This is a genomic window from Bosea sp. BIWAKO-01 (assembly GCF_001748145.1).
In the GTDB taxonomy this organism is placed as follows: Bacteria; Pseudomonadota; Alphaproteobacteria; order Rhizobiales; family Beijerinckiaceae; genus Allobosea.
This window is the reverse complement of sequence record NZ_BCQA01000001.1, coordinates 6,688,360-6,702,505: the sequence shown is the minus strand read 5'-3', so window position 1 is coordinate 6,702,505 and position 14,146 is coordinate 6,688,360. Positions and strand designations below refer to the sequence as shown.

Here is a 14,146-nt window from a genome sequence, read left to right as displayed (position 1 = left end):
ACCGAAGAACCAAACAATAAGAGGGGAATTCCATGTCAACGGCCGAGCTATCCCTGGCGGATCGCGCCCCGACCTCGCGTCGCATCAAGGATCTGATCGCAGTCAATTTCGGAAATACGCTGGAATGGTTCGATTGGGCGATCTATACGATATTCGCTCCCTATTTCGCGCTTCAGTTCTTTCCGTCGAACGATAAGTCAGCCGCGTTGCTGGCGGCCCTGGCCGTATTCGCCGCCGGTTTCCTGACCAGGCCTCTGGGTGGCCTGATCTTCGGGCTCTACGCCGATCGCGTCGGCCGCAAGCGCAGCCTGACGCTCGCCATGCTGGTGACGGCCGGCGGCAGCGTCGTCATCGCCTGCGCTCCGACCTATGCCTCGGCTGGCCTGTTTGCCTCCGTCGTCCTGCTGGTCGCGCGCCTCGCCCAGGGCATCGCCCATGGTGGCGAGATGGGCACATCGGTGACCTATCTGGTCGAGCGCGCGCCGCCGCACCGGCGCGCGCTCTACGGCAGCACGTCGTGGATGAGCGTCGTGCTTGGCACGATGATCGCGACCTGCACCGGTCTCCTGCTCAATGCCAATCTCGAACGGGCGGCCCTGGAAAGCTGGGGCTGGCGCATCCCCTTCGCGATGGGGGGCCTGCTCGGGCTCTACGGCCTGTACCTCAGGCGCAAGCTGACGGAAACGGCCAGCTTCGAGAAGAAGCAGAAGCAGGCGCAGACCGCCAGGACGACGGGACTTGCGCCGCTTGCACGGAATTGGCGCGGCGTAGCCGTGGTCTTCGGCCTCTCCGCCGGCGGCTCGATCATGTTCTACACCTGGCTGATCTACAGCCCGACCTTCGCCCAGATCAGCCGTGGTCTCGACGCAAAGTCGGCCCTGACGGCGAGCCTCATCGCGCAAGCGGTCTTCTTCGCCGCGATCCCGCTGGTCGGCTGGCTCGCCGACCGGTTCGGACGACGGCCCTTCATCATCCTGTTCGGGCTCGGCTTCATCGCCCTGACCTTCACTCTGGACGGCATGATCACCAACCAGTTCAGCGGGCTGCTCTCGGCGATGATCGCGGCGCTGCTGATCCTGGCCTGCCTGTTTGGGGTGAACACGGCGGTCTGGGCCGAAGTGTTTCCCACCGAGATCCGGGCGACCGGGGTGAGCGGGCCGCTCTCATTGGCGACCGCGATCTTCGGAGGCACCGCGCCCTATGTGAACACCTATCTCGCCCAGCAGGGTCAGCATTCGCTGTTCCTCGTCTATCTCATGGTCGTGTCCGCGATCACCTTGCTGACCGGCTTCCTGATCCCGGAAACCAGGCATCTCGATCTGGACCGGCCGGACACCGGACGCCTGGCCAACAGCCCGCGAGAATGATCCCCGAGAATGATCCCAGGGATACCGGCCCTGGCCTGAAGGCCCAAGGTGAACAAGAGGAGGGCCGCCGATCGTGCGGCCCTCTGCACCGTCTTCCACCCCGCCATCCCCGCCGCCAGCAGGCTGTCGCTCATCACCGCTCCGGAGGCGGAGGCAGGCGGCCCGACCGAAATCCCGGTACGGCCCCGGCCTGGCGTGCCCGGCTTGGGCCGCCGCTCAGGCCGACAGCGTCAACGGAGCCAGCCGCCTGATGAAGTCGGCCTGCGAGCGGCTGCCGGTTTTCGCCAGCACCGCCTTGACCTGGCCGCGAACCGTCTCCCGGCCGACCCCGCGCGACAGCGCGAGCTGCTCGACCGTGCAGCCCTCCAGGAGCCCGCCGGCGACGGCTGCCTCCGCCCGGGTCAGATCATAGAGCTCACAAAGCAGGGAGGCTTCGATCCGCAGGCTTCGGGCCGACGTCGTGATGACGAGCAGGGCCTGGGCGCGCGAGAAGATATCCCGCGCCAGGCGGCGGACCGGCAGCACATGGACGATGAAGGCGGGGCGGTCGCCCTTGCAGGGCACCGGGATCGAGCGGGTATCGCCAACCCGGTCATGCCCGAGATCGGCAAGCGCCTTTTGCAGCAGCGCGTTCGCACGGGGATCCTCGAGCGCGATCTTGTCCCTTGCCCTGACGAGATCTGTCCGATTAGCGCCTCGAAGCCCGGATTGGCCGCGCTGAGCGCGCCGCCGGCGCCGACCAGGGCAGCCGGAGAACCGGCCTTCTCGAAGGAATCGAGGCTCACCTGGGCGCGTTGCATCTGCAGCTTCGAGGCCAGAACCGCGGCCCGTGCGAGGTGCGGGCGGACGCTGTCGAGCAGTTCGGTATCGCGACGGGAGACCGGACCCAGTTCGAACTTGCGCTCCAGGGTGAAGACGATGGTCTCGCCCGATGACGAACGCACATGGGTTGCCGTGCCCCAGCCATAGCCCTCGGGCCGCAGGAAATCGCGATAGAGCGCGGTCTCGGCCAGCTCGTCCTCTGTGAAGAGGTCGTGATCGGTCACGAAACCGGTCCCGCCATGCGCCAGAAGGCCGGCCATGCGCGCATTCCGGTCCATCCAGCCCTGATCCAGGAAGCGCTGGAAGACCGGTGAAAACTCCTTGGACGCGACCCAGTTCGTGCCTTGTCCGGAATGCACGAAGAGTAGCCCCCCGGTACAGCCGGCGATCTCTGCCAACCGCGCGATCGCCGTCGGCCAGACCTCCGGAACGGCGGCGGCCTCATAGAGCATGGCGACCGCATCCCCGAACTCATTGGCATCCAGCATGATCGTCGATTCCCCCGCAAACGAGAGTGGAGCAGCGCGAGCCGTTGCTCAATCGTCTTGGCCGAGACCTGTTGTGGACGCAGATGATGGTCAGGCAGATCGCTGGCCGACAGGACGAAACCTTGGCAGGGAAGGCCCACAGTTGGGTCGCCAGAGCGGTCCTCACCTTATTGTGGACGGTGAGATATCGCGCGTAAGGGACTCTATTGATTCATGTCTTCGCATGGCCGCCGGACATGCCTGCAGGTGTGCGGGCCGAGGGCTTGCCGCTGACCTTGCGACGCTGGTGGGCAAGCGCTGTCGGCACTTGGCCGAGAATAGCAATTTATTGGCGTGAAGGCGCAAATTGCAGCGCGAAGCGCTGTGTTAGCGCAGCTTCGACAATGAAGATTTACGCTGCGGTCTGTCCGATTTCGCCTTCGCGGATGATCGCGTCCGCACCCGAAACAATGGACGCGACGATGTTCAATGAGTTTTCCCGTCGGTCGAAGGCGACCAAGATTGCTGGCCGGCTGGAAGCCTTCATCAGCATGCTCAACGCCGCCGCTGAAATCAGCGCCGCCTCTGGTCATGGCGATGCCCGCCGCATGTTCGAGAACACGCTGGCATTCTACGCCGCTGTCTGGGCCGCGGCGGACGCCTATGGGCAATTGCTTCGCGCATCGCCCCAGGAGACCGCGGAAGCCGTGCGGCTGCACATCGGACGCGTCGCCGATGCCGCCGAGACGTTCGAGCTGATGCAGACCGCCTTTTCGCTGCCGGAGCTTGCCCCGGTTGTTCAGGCCACTGGTTTTGCGATCTTCACGAGCTCTTCCGCCCCGGCTGGCGGCACGGTTTCGCATCGGCTGATCCCGCTCGCCGAGCTGATCGCCAATTTCAAGGGGCGCCCTCGTCTCTCCAGTTGATCCGGTGCCCGCGAACGGCACGGCACCAGGGATCGGAACCTCGGCGCCAGGCTGTTCGTTCTCGCGGCCGGCAGTCCTACCGAGGGATGCATGACGAATCCTGGATGAGCGCGGCGCGGGGCCAGTGCGAACCACGGCGGCTTCATCGTTACAGCAGCGGAACAGGCCCTCACTTTCTCCCCGTTACCTGGGGTTGTCGAGACAATGGAGCGAGCTTCGCCCACGGTTCGTTCGTTCGTTGATATCGGCCATGCTGCCCGCGCGGCCCCCGCCTATTCGACCGGGGCCCAGCTGCGGTCGGGGTCGTAGCGCAGCAGGCGTTCCGCCATCGCGCTGGTCTTCGGTCCGAGGTTCTTCTGCAGCACGACCCCGTTATGTCCGCAGATGAAGGTCATGACGCCGGTCTTGCCCCATTCGGCCGGCCAGGCCACGAGGCCGAAGCCAGCGATCATGTTGCCGTTGACGACATAGGAATGCGCGCCGCCGGGCGCCCAAGGTCCCTGTGCCTTGAGGATGCGAAAGCGATAGCCGGCATAGGTTTTGTTCCCGCGATCCAGCAGGGCCTCGCTCAGGGCGCCTTCGAGGGGGCTGACATCGGCCTGCCCGGTTCTCGGCCAGTACAGCCCGTCCTGCGTGCCGGGCGTCGAGATCAGGTTCTGGGCATATTCCGGCACCTGATCGCCATCATGATCCTTCCGGATATATTCGCGCTGGGCGCCGATATAGGCCTGGCAGGCCTCGATAGCGCGTAGTTCGTTCTCGCCGACGGCGCGGTTGAGGATTTCGCTGCGCCCGGCCGGGACATCGAACATCCAGGCCTCGCCGCGTCGGACGATCGGGATCGGGAACTCGAACTTGCGTTTCCCGATCGTCAGGATCCGCGTCGCGTCGCCGCGCGGCGTCAGCGTGACGGATTCCGCCGCGGCCTCATTGAACCGGTCGAGTCGTGCGCGGTCCAGCGTGGCGTCGCCGGTGCTCAGCACGTCGCGAGCCCCCGGCCCGAAAATGCGATCGAGCACGCCGGGCTCGCGCGCCCGGGCCGCTTCGACCAGCGCGCTGGACGCCGCATCGGGGGAGGGGAAGCTCTGCTGGGCTGCGGCAGGGCCTGCCATCAACAGGACCGCGAGCGAGACCGGGACTGAAAACCGAGCGTGATGTGCCATGATCATGTCCCCAATCAGCGCCGTCCACCGCGACCACCACCACCGCCGCCGCGGCCACCGCCTCCGCCGATATGCCCACCGCCGCCACGGCCGCCACCGCCGATGTGAGCGCCGCCACCGCGACCTCCGCCGCCGATCTGTCCGCCTCCGCCGCCGCGCCCCGCCGGCATGTTGATCTGCCCACGGCTGGCCGCGCCGCGATTGCCATAGGCCGCCGCGCCGCGCCCGGCATCGATGCCGTCGAAGGCGGTCGGGGCTGCCGGGCGAGGTCTGGCACCCTGTGGCGCCGCTGGTCGCGCCTGTGCCGTCGGAGGCCGTGCCGAGGGCCGGTCAGGGCCCGACGGTCGCGTCGCGGGTCGGCCTGCGTCGACCTGCGGTCGCCCCTGTCCAGCCCCGCCCTGGGGGCGGTCCTGGCCGGGCCGTGCATCGGGGCGGGCGGGTTGCTGGGACGGACGCTGGCCGATCATGCCTGCCGCCGCGCCTCCGATCGCGCCTGCCGCCGCACCGCCCAGCACACCACCGATGCCGCCGGCGCCGCCTGGGCCAGCGCCACCCGGGCCACCGATGCCGCCTGGACCGCCAACACCGCCTGGGCCGCCTGGACCGCCGACGCCACCGGGCCCTCCGGGGCCACCGACGCCGCCAGCCGACCCGGGGCCGCCAATGCCGCCAACGCCACCCGGGGCGCCTGGCCCACCGACGCTGCCGATGCCGCCTGGGCCTCCCGGACCACCTATGCCGCCTGGACCAACTGGGCGGCCTGGGCGGCCTGGGCCGCCGGGGCGGGCGAGGCCGGGCTTGGTCCCCTGGCCAGGCCGATACCGGTCAGGGTCGGGCCGCCACGGCTTGGTGTTGCCGATGCTGTTGCCGTTGCCGATGTTGTTCCCGCTGCCGATGGTATTGCCGCCGCCGATATTGATCTCGTTGCCGATATTGATGTTTCCGCGCCCGGGCGCGCCGGGATAGCCGGGCCGGTAGCCTGGATAACCCGGCCAGCGCGGCGGATAGACTGCACCGGTGCCCCAGTTCCACGGGTTGTTGTACATCACGGCGCCGACGGCGATGGCCGTCCCGAAGGTCAGGAGCGCGCCCGGGACGGCGGAAGCGACAGGCTGGTAGACGACGGCGGGATCGTAACTGGGAACGTAGATCACCTCCGGCTCTGCCGGCTCGATATAGATGACGTTGCTGGATCCCTCGGTCTTCTGGACGACGGTCTGCTGCGGCGTCGACTTCAGGGCGCCGCCCTTGGCCGCCTGGGCTCGCAGGTCCTGGATGACGGCGGCGACATCCGTCGGCTGGTAGACGAAGGCGTCGCCGAGATCGCTCGTCCAGTCGAGGTTCTCGTTCATCTGCTTGATCAGGTCGGGAAACCGGATCAGCGCCTTGACGCTGGCATCCCAGTTCATGGCGTCGGCTGCCGTGAAGTCGGCCTTCTCGACGGCCGCCTTGTTGCGCTCGATCCAGCGCGCCGCCTGCACGATGTCGAGCGGATAGGCCGAGGCCGGAAGCAGCTGGGCGAGCAGCGAGTCGGGGTAGAGTGCGATCGGCTTCACCAGCGGCTCGATCTCGGCACGGGTGAAGACCGCGTCCGCGGCCTGCACTGGCGCGGTCTGTGCAGCCTGGGGCGCTGGAGCGGCCTGTTGGGCGAATGCGGCGCCGAGGCCCGGGAGAAGGGCGCTGGCTGGAGCCAGCGCCAGCGCCATTGCCGATAGCGCAATCATTCCGTGTCGCATGCCCGTCCTCGCGCTCGAGTATCTGCCACCAAGCTGTTCCGACACTGGCCGGCTCGCCTATCTGAAACGACCCACATTCACGATCTGGACGCGTCGGTTCGCCGCTGCGTCCGGGTTCTTCCGGTTCTGCAACTGTTCTTCGCCGAGGCCGACCGAGACAATCCTGGCAGGCGAGATGCCGAACGTGGTGACCAGCGCGTCACGAACCGCATCGGCCCGCTTCTGGCTGAGCGTCAGGTTGGACTTGCGGTCGCCGACCGCATCGGTGTGGCCGACGATCAGGAACTTGTATTCCCGCAAGGTCGGGTGGAGCAGAGAGTCGGCGATCACGCCAACCGTGCGGAACGATGCAGGGCGGATCACCGCCGAGCCGGTTCGGAATTGGATCTCGACGGTGAATTGGGAGAGATTGTCCAGTTCCTGCGAGAGCGGCTCGCGCAGCGAGGCATCCGGGCCTCGGTTGGCGGCGACGCTGTCGACGGCCTGGCGCCGGAGCGCGGCGACGTCGATCGATTTCGACTGATCGAGGACGTTCAGCGTTTCGATCAGCTGCGCGTCGTTGAGCCGCTCCTGGGCCTGCACAGCCGTGGCTGCGGCGCTGAGGGCGATGGCGGCGGAGAAGACGAGGGCGATGGGTTTCATGGGATGCACTGTCCTGTCAGTTCCAGCCGGCATCGACGATGACCTGCTTGCAGCCATTGCTGACGACTTTCGATGCGGTCAGCAGGCACTGCAGCCTGTAGCCATCATGGGGCTGCACACCGCTGCAATATTGGCCAAGGTCGCGCTCGCAGACCTTGACCGCGGCGGCCTGGGCATTGGCCCGTTTCGCGAGCGATTGGAAGACTTCTGCCGAAGCGCTCTTGCAGCCGGCCGAAAGCCGCGCCTGGTTGCGATCCAGGCACGTTTTGACGGCGCCGCCGCCAAGCGAAACCTTCGAGCAAAGCTTGTCGATGTCCGAACCACAAGATTTCGCCAGCCGGTCATAGGCTTCGGCGAAGGTGAGCGTCTGGGCCGAACCGGCCAGTGGGATCATCATGCTAGTTAGCAGGCAGGCTGCGGCGAGGGCTTTGCGTAGACTCACGATCGTCTCCCTGGTTTCGGTCGGTAATCCCCCGCGTTCTCTTATTTTATTGCCCTTGGGGGAAGGGCAGAAGAGAGAACGTATCCGAAGGTTCCAGCCAATCAAGTGGTCAGGCGATTTCAGCGAGGTCAGCGTTCTTCTTGCCGGAAAGCGCCAGGGGGTGAGTTGATCGATCAGGAGGCGCACGAAGACATCTGGGCGGCCGGCACCAGAACATGTTGGCTGCTTGCAGATCTCGTCCTGGCGGGAGGCTGTCGTGACAGAGGCCAGTCCCCGGGGGGCGAAACTCGATCTTCTTCGAGGTTGGGTGAGGGAGAAACAGGCCGGGGCTCACGCCGGCGATGGACGGTCCCCCGCAGCGCGCGTCACTCTGCGAGCATGAGCTCGGCGGCACGCTCACCGACCACCATTTCCAGAGCGTTGGTGTTGCTCGAGCGGATCATTGGAGAGATTGACGCGTCCGCGATGCGCAGGCCGCTGAGCCGATGCATCCCGAGGCTCGTATGATCACCGATTCAATAGGGGCCGGCCCCAGGCGCCAGCGGAATCGTGGCGCGATCGTTCAATCCCAGTGAGATCGGTCATGATATCCCGTCGCGAACGACGCCCGCGACGCACCAGGAGATTGCCATGCGCCTCGCATTGAACGATTCGGCGGTGAGGGCACCCAAGCGCATGGCAAGGGATGGCGGGGGCAGGTCTCCCAGGCGCTCTCCCTGGCCGACGGCGCCGGGGTGCAGAGGAGCTTCGCCGATTATGCCGCGCCGCACGTCTCCGGCGTGCCGGGAATGATCATCGATCTGATCGATGCCCGCGAGGACCCGACAGGTGCCGTGGAGACTGCAATCGTGACGGCGCCAGCGATCGCTAATGCCGTCGCCGCCATGACCGGCAGGCTTGTGCTGGGGCGGCCCTGGCAGGCCGATCAGCCGGCATGATGCGATGGAGCCGCCTTGCCCTCCTTGCCGGCGTGCTGGCGCTCGGCGGTTGCTCCATTGCCCCGACGGGCCAGGCCCTCGATCCGCAAACATTGCGCGTGGCCGCTCAGCAGCCAGAGCCTTGGTCGGCGCAGGGCAACGGCCGTCATGTGCTCGCCTTGTCGAGCGGCGGGGCAGATGGCGCCTTTGGAGCTGGCGTGCTCGTCGGCTGGACGCAAAGCGGCAAGCGGCCGAGGTTCGATCTGGTCAGCGGCGTCTCGACGGGGGCATTGCAAGCGCCTCTCGCCTTTCTCGGACCGCGCTACGACCGGATACTGGAGGCGGTCTATACCACGACGCGCACCGCGGACGTGCTCAAGGGCAACGGCATCGGGGTGCTCATCAAGGCAGGGCTCAACAAGGCCGATCCACTGCGCCGGACGCTCGAAGGCGTGATCACCGAACCCATGCTGGCCGAAATCGCCGAGGCGCACCTTCAGGGTCGGCGGCTCTACGTCACCACCACCGACCTGACGAACGGTCGGCCGGTCACGTGGGATATGGGCCGGCTTGCGGCATCGGGCCGGCCCGATGCGCGTCGTGCCTTTATCGAGATGCTGGTGGCTTCGGCGGCCCCGCCTGGCTTCGTCGAGCCGGTCCCGCTCCTGGACACGGCAAGCGGCGTGGTCGTGCTTCATGGCGATGGCGGCGTGATGCGCCCCATCGCGGTCGAGCCCGCTATGGTGCGCGGCGCGGGCAGGGTGAACCTCTGGGTCATCGCCAATGGACATGTCAGCTCCGTCGCTGCGACGCAGGCCACCGGACATGGCGCGGTCACGCTGGCGCGTCGCGGCGTGTCAGAGCTCCTGAGAAGCCTGCTTGTCATCGCCGTCGAGCGCGCGGCGATGCTGGCGAAGGATGAAGGCGCGGCATTCCGGCTGCAGCGCCTTCCGAACGCCATCCCCGAAACGGAAAACCCCTTCGTTTTCGAGCCTGCCGAGATGCGGCGCCTCTTCGAGGTCGGCCGGCGGCATGGCAAGGATCCAGCGAGCTGGCTGCGTGCCGCGCCAGAGGCCGGCGCATGATGTCCCCGGTGAAGGACGATCTCACGGGGGCTGCGCTCGTTCGACTGATGCAGCTGTCTTTCGCTGAACAGGAGATCAGCCTGCCTGACCGCGGGCCGAAGACACGGCCCAATTCGCCCCACGCGTCGCTCACCGACAAGACAGCCCTGGCCGAGGCCGTGCTGGCTGCACACGGTCCCGCCGCACTTCTGAAGGTTGGTCAATCGGTGCAGCGCATGGCGTTCGATCCACTTGGAGCGGCGCTGCTTGCCGCGCGGAATGGGCCAGACCTGATTGCGCGCTGGAACCGGCTGGAGCGCTACATTCACACAAGGCACCCCATCATCGTCCGCTCCGTCAGCGAAACCGGGGCGCTGCTCGATCATCGCGGGGCGCCCGAGGATCCGCCAAGCCCGGCGGTCGACTACGTGTTGGCGGGCGTTATCGCCGGACTTCTTGCGGTGGCGGGCTGCACCGATCTCTGCCTGGCCATCGGGCCTGATGACGAGCCGTCAGTCGTCATCGCGGCAGGCGCTGTGGTGGACGGGGCGCAGCCGATCGCCGAGCAGACAGGGCTCTGGCGCCTGAGCTGGACGCCCGGAACAAGGCAACCCGGGCCCGCTGCCGCGTTGTACGCCCAGCCGGATCAGCACTTGAGCAAGCCAAGCCGGACTGCGATTGCGCTGGTCGAAGGCGATTTGCTCGTGATCTGGTCTTTGCCACGTCTCGCAAGACAGCTTGGTCAGTCGCCGCGCACCTTGCAACGTCGCTTCGCTGAGGACGGCCTGTCGCTGCAGGGGCTGCGACGCGCCTCGCAAATTCGTCACGCGAGCCTGATGCTGCTGAGCGGGCCGGCTTCGCTGGCGTCGATCGGCTTCGCCTGTGGCTTCAGCGATTCCGCCCATTTTACGCGCGCCTTTCGCAAGGCGACCGGCATGAGCCCGACAGAGTTCCGAAACTCGGCCAGGACCGGAGCAAACCAAGGCTGATGCGTTGGTGGAGCCGCATGGCCGGTCTGTGATCCCGAGCTTTGATGGCGTGACGTCCTTTTGAATGGAGGGGGCACGACGGGCTAGGTTCTCCACGGGAGCGCCGCGGCGCCGGCGGCGGTCTCTCACGGTCAGGCCGAACAGGGGGGCTCCGGGATGTCGGCGGTCGCGCTGTCTGCGCAGGTCACTCCGCGAACATGAGTTCGGCGGCACGCTCGCCGACCATCATCGCCGGAGCGTTGGTGTTGCCCGAGGGGATTGTCGGGAAGATCGAGGCATCGGCGATGCGCAGGCCGCTGAGGCCATGCACCCTGAGGCTCGCATCGACCACTGAATCCGCAGGATCGGGCCCCATCCGGCAGGTGCCGCAGGGGTGGAAGACCGAATAGGCCTGCTGCCGGATGGCGTCGAGCTGCGCCTCGTCATCGCTGCAATCTGGCCCCGGACGGATCTCGCTCTCGATCAGGGCGGCGAAGCTCGGCGCCGCTGCCAGGCGGTGCAGGAAGCGTGCGCCGGCGAGGATGTCGCGGATATCCTCCGCATCGGAGAGATAGTTCGGTTCGATCACCGGGGCGACATGGGGATCGGCCGAGCGGATCGCGACATGGCCGCGGCTGCGCGGCCGGCAGGGCGAGACACTGGTGCTGAAGCCGGAGAACGGATCGGGCTTCATCAGCGCGCGCACGCCGGGCAGGGCGCGCTCATAGCTCAACGGCGAGAAATAGAGCTGCATGTCCGGGCGCTCGAGCCCCGGCCGCGTCTTGAAGAAGCCGCCGCCCTGGTTGACGCTGAGCGAGAGCGGGCCGCTGCGCTGAAGCGCGTATTGCAGGGCCATGCCGATGCGGCCGGACCAGGACAGCAAAGCCTCGTTCAGGCTGGGCTGCCTGGACCGGTAGACATGGTCGTAGCAGAGATGGTCCTGGAGATGGGCGCCGACCGCCGGCAAGGCGTGCAGGGGCGTGATGCCGTGCTCAGCGAGCAGCGCGGGCGCCCCGATGCCGGAAAGCTGCAGGAGCTGGGGCGAATTGATTGCGCCCGCCGAGACGATGATCTCGCCGGCGGTGCGGAAGCTGACGGGCTGGCCGTCGCGCCGACCCTCGACGCCGACCGCGCGGCGCCCTTCGAACAGGATGCGCGAGGCGAGAACCCCGGTCTCGACCTTGACGCGCCCGGCCTTGCGGGCCGGATGCAGATAGGCGCGTGCCGCCGATTCACGCAGGCCGCCGCGCGTCGTGATCTGGTAGATGCCGGCGCCCTCGCAGCTTTCGCCGTTGAGATCGGGATTGAAGGGCAGGCCGGCTTCCTCGGCCGCCTTGACGAAGATCGGCGTCAGCGGATGGACCACCGAGGCGATGTCCTCGACATGCAACGGGCCGCCCGCGCCATGCCAGACCGAGGCGCCGAGCGCATGGTCCTCCATGCGGCGATAGGCGGCGAGCACCTCGCGCCAGCCCCAGCCGGGATTGCCCATCGCCTCCCAGCCGTCGAAATCCTCACGCTGGCCGCGCATATAGACCATCGCATTGATCGCGCTCGACCCGCCCACGACCTTGCCGCGCGGCTGGTAGATCTCGCGGCCGGCGAGCCCCGGCTGCTTTTCCGTCCGGTACATCCAGTTCAGGCGCGGGTGGTAGAAGGTCTTGCCGTAGCCGATCGGCAGATGCAGCCAGGGGCTCAGGTCGCGCGGCCCGGCTTCCAGCACAAGGATGCGGCCGCGCCCGGCCAGCGCCAGGCGCCCGGCCAGCGCGCAGCCGGCCGAGCCTGCGCCGATGACGATGACATCCCATTCCTCCAAGACGGACTCCCTGCCGCTTCCGGCGTTGGCTGAGCATCAGGCTTTCGATGCGTTGGCATCGGCTTTCCCCAAAGCCGCCAGCCACTTTTCGGGTCGATGCAATAGGATGAATTGGGCTAGCCGCTAAGGGCCATTCTGTTCGAAGCGCCAGTCCAATCGGCGAGCAAGATCAAGCCGCGGATCAGCCAGGGGCGATATCGTCGATCGCCTGCCTGAGGCCCAGCACGCCGGCCTGGATCTGTGCCGGCGTGAAGCCGCTGAAGCCGAGCACGAGCCCGTCCCGCTCCATCGGTTCCAGGCTGAAGCGGCTGATCGGCGCCACCGTGATGCCGCGCCGGGCGGCCGCCTGCGTCACCGCGACGGCATCGAGCCCCTCGCGCAGGAGGCCGATCGTGTGCATGCCGGTATGGGTGGGCACGACGGTGAGATCGCCCGCAAGATGTGCATCCGCCGCGGCGATCAGCGCCTGGTGGCGCTCCTGGTAGAGCTTGCGCATGCGCCGGACATGGGTGGCGAAATGGCCCTCGACGATGAAGTCGGCGACGATGCCCTGCAGCGCGGTGGGCACACCCGGCGAATAGGCGTCGAGGCAGATGCCGATCTGCTCGGCGAGCTGGGGCGGGGCGACGAGGAAGCCGAGGCGCAGCGAGGGAAACAACGTCTTCGAGAAGGTGCCGACATAGATCACGCGGCCGGTGAGATCGATGCTGGTCAGCGTCGCCAGCGGCGCGCCCTGGAAGCAGAACTCGCCGTCCCAGTCATCTTCGATGATCCAGGCCGAACTCGCCTGCGCCGCCTCCAGCAGGGCCAGGCGCCGCTCCAGGCTCATCTTGGCGCCGAGCGGCTGCTGGTGCGAGGGCGTGACGAAGGCGAGCTTGAAATCCGGCGCGCGGCGCAGGCCCGCCTCGACGATCAGCCCGGCCTCGTCGACCGGCACCGGCACGATATCGGCGCCCGACAGGATCAGGCTGTTGCGCGCGCCGATCGCGCCCGGGTTCTCGAACCAGACCTTGTCGCCGGGATTGATCAGGGTCGCGCCGAGCAGCTGGAAGGCCTGCTGCGCGCCCGCGACGATGAAGATCTGCTGCCATTCGCAGGCGATGCCGCGGTTGAGCCTGAGATGGGCCGCGATCGCCTGGCGCAGCACCGCTTCGCCATGGGGATCGGGATAGCCGAGCACCTGCTGGCGCGCCTTGCGCCAGTGCCGGCCGGAGAGCTTGGCCCATTGCGCCATCGGGAAGGCGTCGAAAGCCGGCATCGCCGTGGTGAAGGCGCGCGGCTGGTGCGGCAGGCGCGTGCCGAACAGTTTTGAGGCGGAGTCCATCGCCTGCGCCAGCTTGAGTTTTGCGGTCGGCACGGCCACCGCCGCGGTCGCGGGCGCCGGCCGCTCGCTCGCCAGCGCCTGGCTGACATAGGTGCCGGCGCCGACGCGCGTTTCGACCAGCCCCTCCGAGGCGAGCCGCTCGAAACTCTCGACGATGGTGGTGCGGGCGACGCCGAACTCCTGCGCCAGCGTGCGCGTCGCCGGCAGCCGCTCGCCGACCTTGAGCGCACCGCCCAGGATCAGCTCGCGCAAGCCGACGCAGATCTGGACGCTGAGCCCATGCGGCCCGTCGCGATCCAGCACGATCGACTGCAGCAGGACGCCTTCCTCGCGTTTGACCATGTCTTCCCCATCTCGGCGATTGTCTCGCCTAAGCCAGCGTTGGTCCCGATCCCGCGGATTGGACTGCTGCTTTCGTCAGAATGGACCTTGGGTTCAGGCCAATTCAAGTCCCCTTCTGGGCCCGCCGCAGCCTCGCAATCGCGCCGGGTC

The 14,146-nt window shown here is 67.4% G+C and carries 14 protein-coding genes; 6 read left to right on the top strand and 8 right to left on the bottom strand.

Annotation, left to right across the window (positions count from 1 at the left end; genetic code table 11):
- The first annotated feature begins 32 nt into the window (after nt 1-32).
- On the top strand, nt 33-1,367 hold the full coding sequence (locus BIWAKO_RS31105) for an MFS transporter (protein ID WP_069881927.1): 1,335 nt from the start codon (nt 33-35) through the stop codon (nt 1,365-1,367).
- Between the two features lie 216 nt (nt 1,368-1,583).
- Here BIWAKO_RS31105 and BIWAKO_RS31100 read toward each other — a convergent pair whose 3' ends face one another.
- Nucleotides 1,584-1,931, bottom strand: coding sequence for a helix-turn-helix transcriptional regulator (locus BIWAKO_RS31100; protein ID WP_069881926.1), 348 nt, complete (start codon nt 1,929-1,931; stop codon nt 1,584-1,586).
- Between the two features lie 380 nt (nt 1,932-2,311).
- On the opposite strand from BIWAKO_RS31100, the gene BIWAKO_RS31090 reads away from it, so the two are divergent.
- Entirely contained in the window at nt 2,312-2,503 is a 192-nt protein-coding gene (locus BIWAKO_RS31090) for a hypothetical protein (protein ID WP_069881924.1), read from the top strand.
- Nucleotides 2,504-2,940: 437 nt separating this feature from the next.
- A complete protein-coding gene (locus BIWAKO_RS31085; RefSeq protein WP_141740303.1) occupies nt 2,941-3,582 on the top strand; it encodes a hypothetical protein in 642 nt (213 codons plus the stop codon).
- 272 nt (nt 3,583-3,854) lie between these two features.
- Here the strand turns inward: BIWAKO_RS31085 and BIWAKO_RS31080 are convergent, their stop codons facing one another.
- From BIWAKO_RS31080 to BIWAKO_RS35680, 5 genes are all read right to left on the bottom strand, one after another.
- Nucleotides 3,855-4,745: a DUF2950 domain-containing protein gene (locus BIWAKO_RS31080; RefSeq protein ID WP_244523599.1), complete on the bottom strand. Its 891-nt coding sequence runs from the start codon at nt 4,743-4,745 to the stop codon at nt 3,855-3,857.
- A gap of 14 nt (nt 4,746-4,759) precedes the next feature.
- Nucleotides 4,760-6,481, bottom strand: a complete 1,722-nt coding sequence (locus BIWAKO_RS37205) for a DUF3300 domain-containing protein (RefSeq protein WP_274533604.1) — start codon at nt 6,479-6,481, stop codon at nt 4,760-4,762.
- A gap of 57 nt (nt 6,482-6,538) precedes the next feature.
- A complete protein-coding gene (locus BIWAKO_RS31070) occupies nt 6,539-7,123 on the bottom strand; it encodes an OmpA family protein (RefSeq protein ID WP_069881920.1) in 585 nt (194 codons plus the stop codon).
- Nucleotides 7,124-7,139: 16 nt separating this feature from the next.
- Nucleotides 7,140-7,751 (bottom strand): cysteine rich repeat-containing protein, encoded by a 612-nt coding sequence (locus BIWAKO_RS35685; protein ID WP_141740302.1) that lies wholly within the window; start codon nt 7,749-7,751, stop codon nt 7,140-7,142.
- A gap of 179 nt (nt 7,752-7,930) precedes the next feature.
- Nucleotides 7,931-8,056, bottom strand: coding sequence for a GMC oxidoreductase (locus tag BIWAKO_RS35680; protein WP_141740301.1), 126 nt, complete (start codon nt 8,054-8,056; stop codon nt 7,931-7,933).
- A 243-nt stretch (nt 8,057-8,299) separates the two neighbouring features.
- On the opposite strand from BIWAKO_RS35680, the gene BIWAKO_RS31060 reads away from it, so the two are divergent.
- From BIWAKO_RS31060 to BIWAKO_RS31050, 3 genes are read left to right on the top strand one after another with little or no spacing between them, the layout of a single operon-like run.
- A complete protein-coding gene (locus BIWAKO_RS31060) occupies nt 8,300-8,503 on the top strand; it encodes a hypothetical protein (protein WP_069881918.1) in 204 nt (67 codons plus the stop codon).
- On the top strand, nt 8,500-9,567 hold the full coding sequence (locus BIWAKO_RS31055) for a patatin-like phospholipase family protein (protein WP_069881917.1): 1,068 nt from the start codon (nt 8,500-8,502) through the stop codon (nt 9,565-9,567). Before BIWAKO_RS31060 ends, BIWAKO_RS31055 begins: the two co-directional genes overlap by 4 nt.
- The gene (locus BIWAKO_RS31050) at nt 9,564-10,535 is read left to right on the top strand and encodes a helix-turn-helix transcriptional regulator (RefSeq protein WP_084652067.1); all 972 of its coding nucleotides are present in this window, start codon (nt 9,564-9,566) and stop codon (nt 10,533-10,535) included. The genes BIWAKO_RS31055 and BIWAKO_RS31050 overlap by 4 nt, the downstream gene beginning before the upstream one ends.
- A gap of 184 nt (nt 10,536-10,719) precedes the next feature.
- On the opposite strand, the gene BIWAKO_RS31045 is transcribed toward BIWAKO_RS31050, so the two are convergent.
- On the bottom strand, nt 10,720-12,330 hold the full coding sequence (locus BIWAKO_RS31045) for a GMC family oxidoreductase (RefSeq protein ID WP_069881915.1): 1,611 nt from the start codon (nt 12,328-12,330) through the stop codon (nt 10,720-10,722).
- 181 nt (nt 12,331-12,511) lie between these two features.
- A complete protein-coding gene (pdxR, locus tag BIWAKO_RS31040) occupies nt 12,512-13,996 on the bottom strand; it encodes a MocR-like pyridoxine biosynthesis transcription factor PdxR (protein ID WP_069881914.1) in 1,485 nt (494 codons plus the stop codon).
- Between the last annotated feature and the right edge of the window lie 150 nt (nt 13,997-14,146).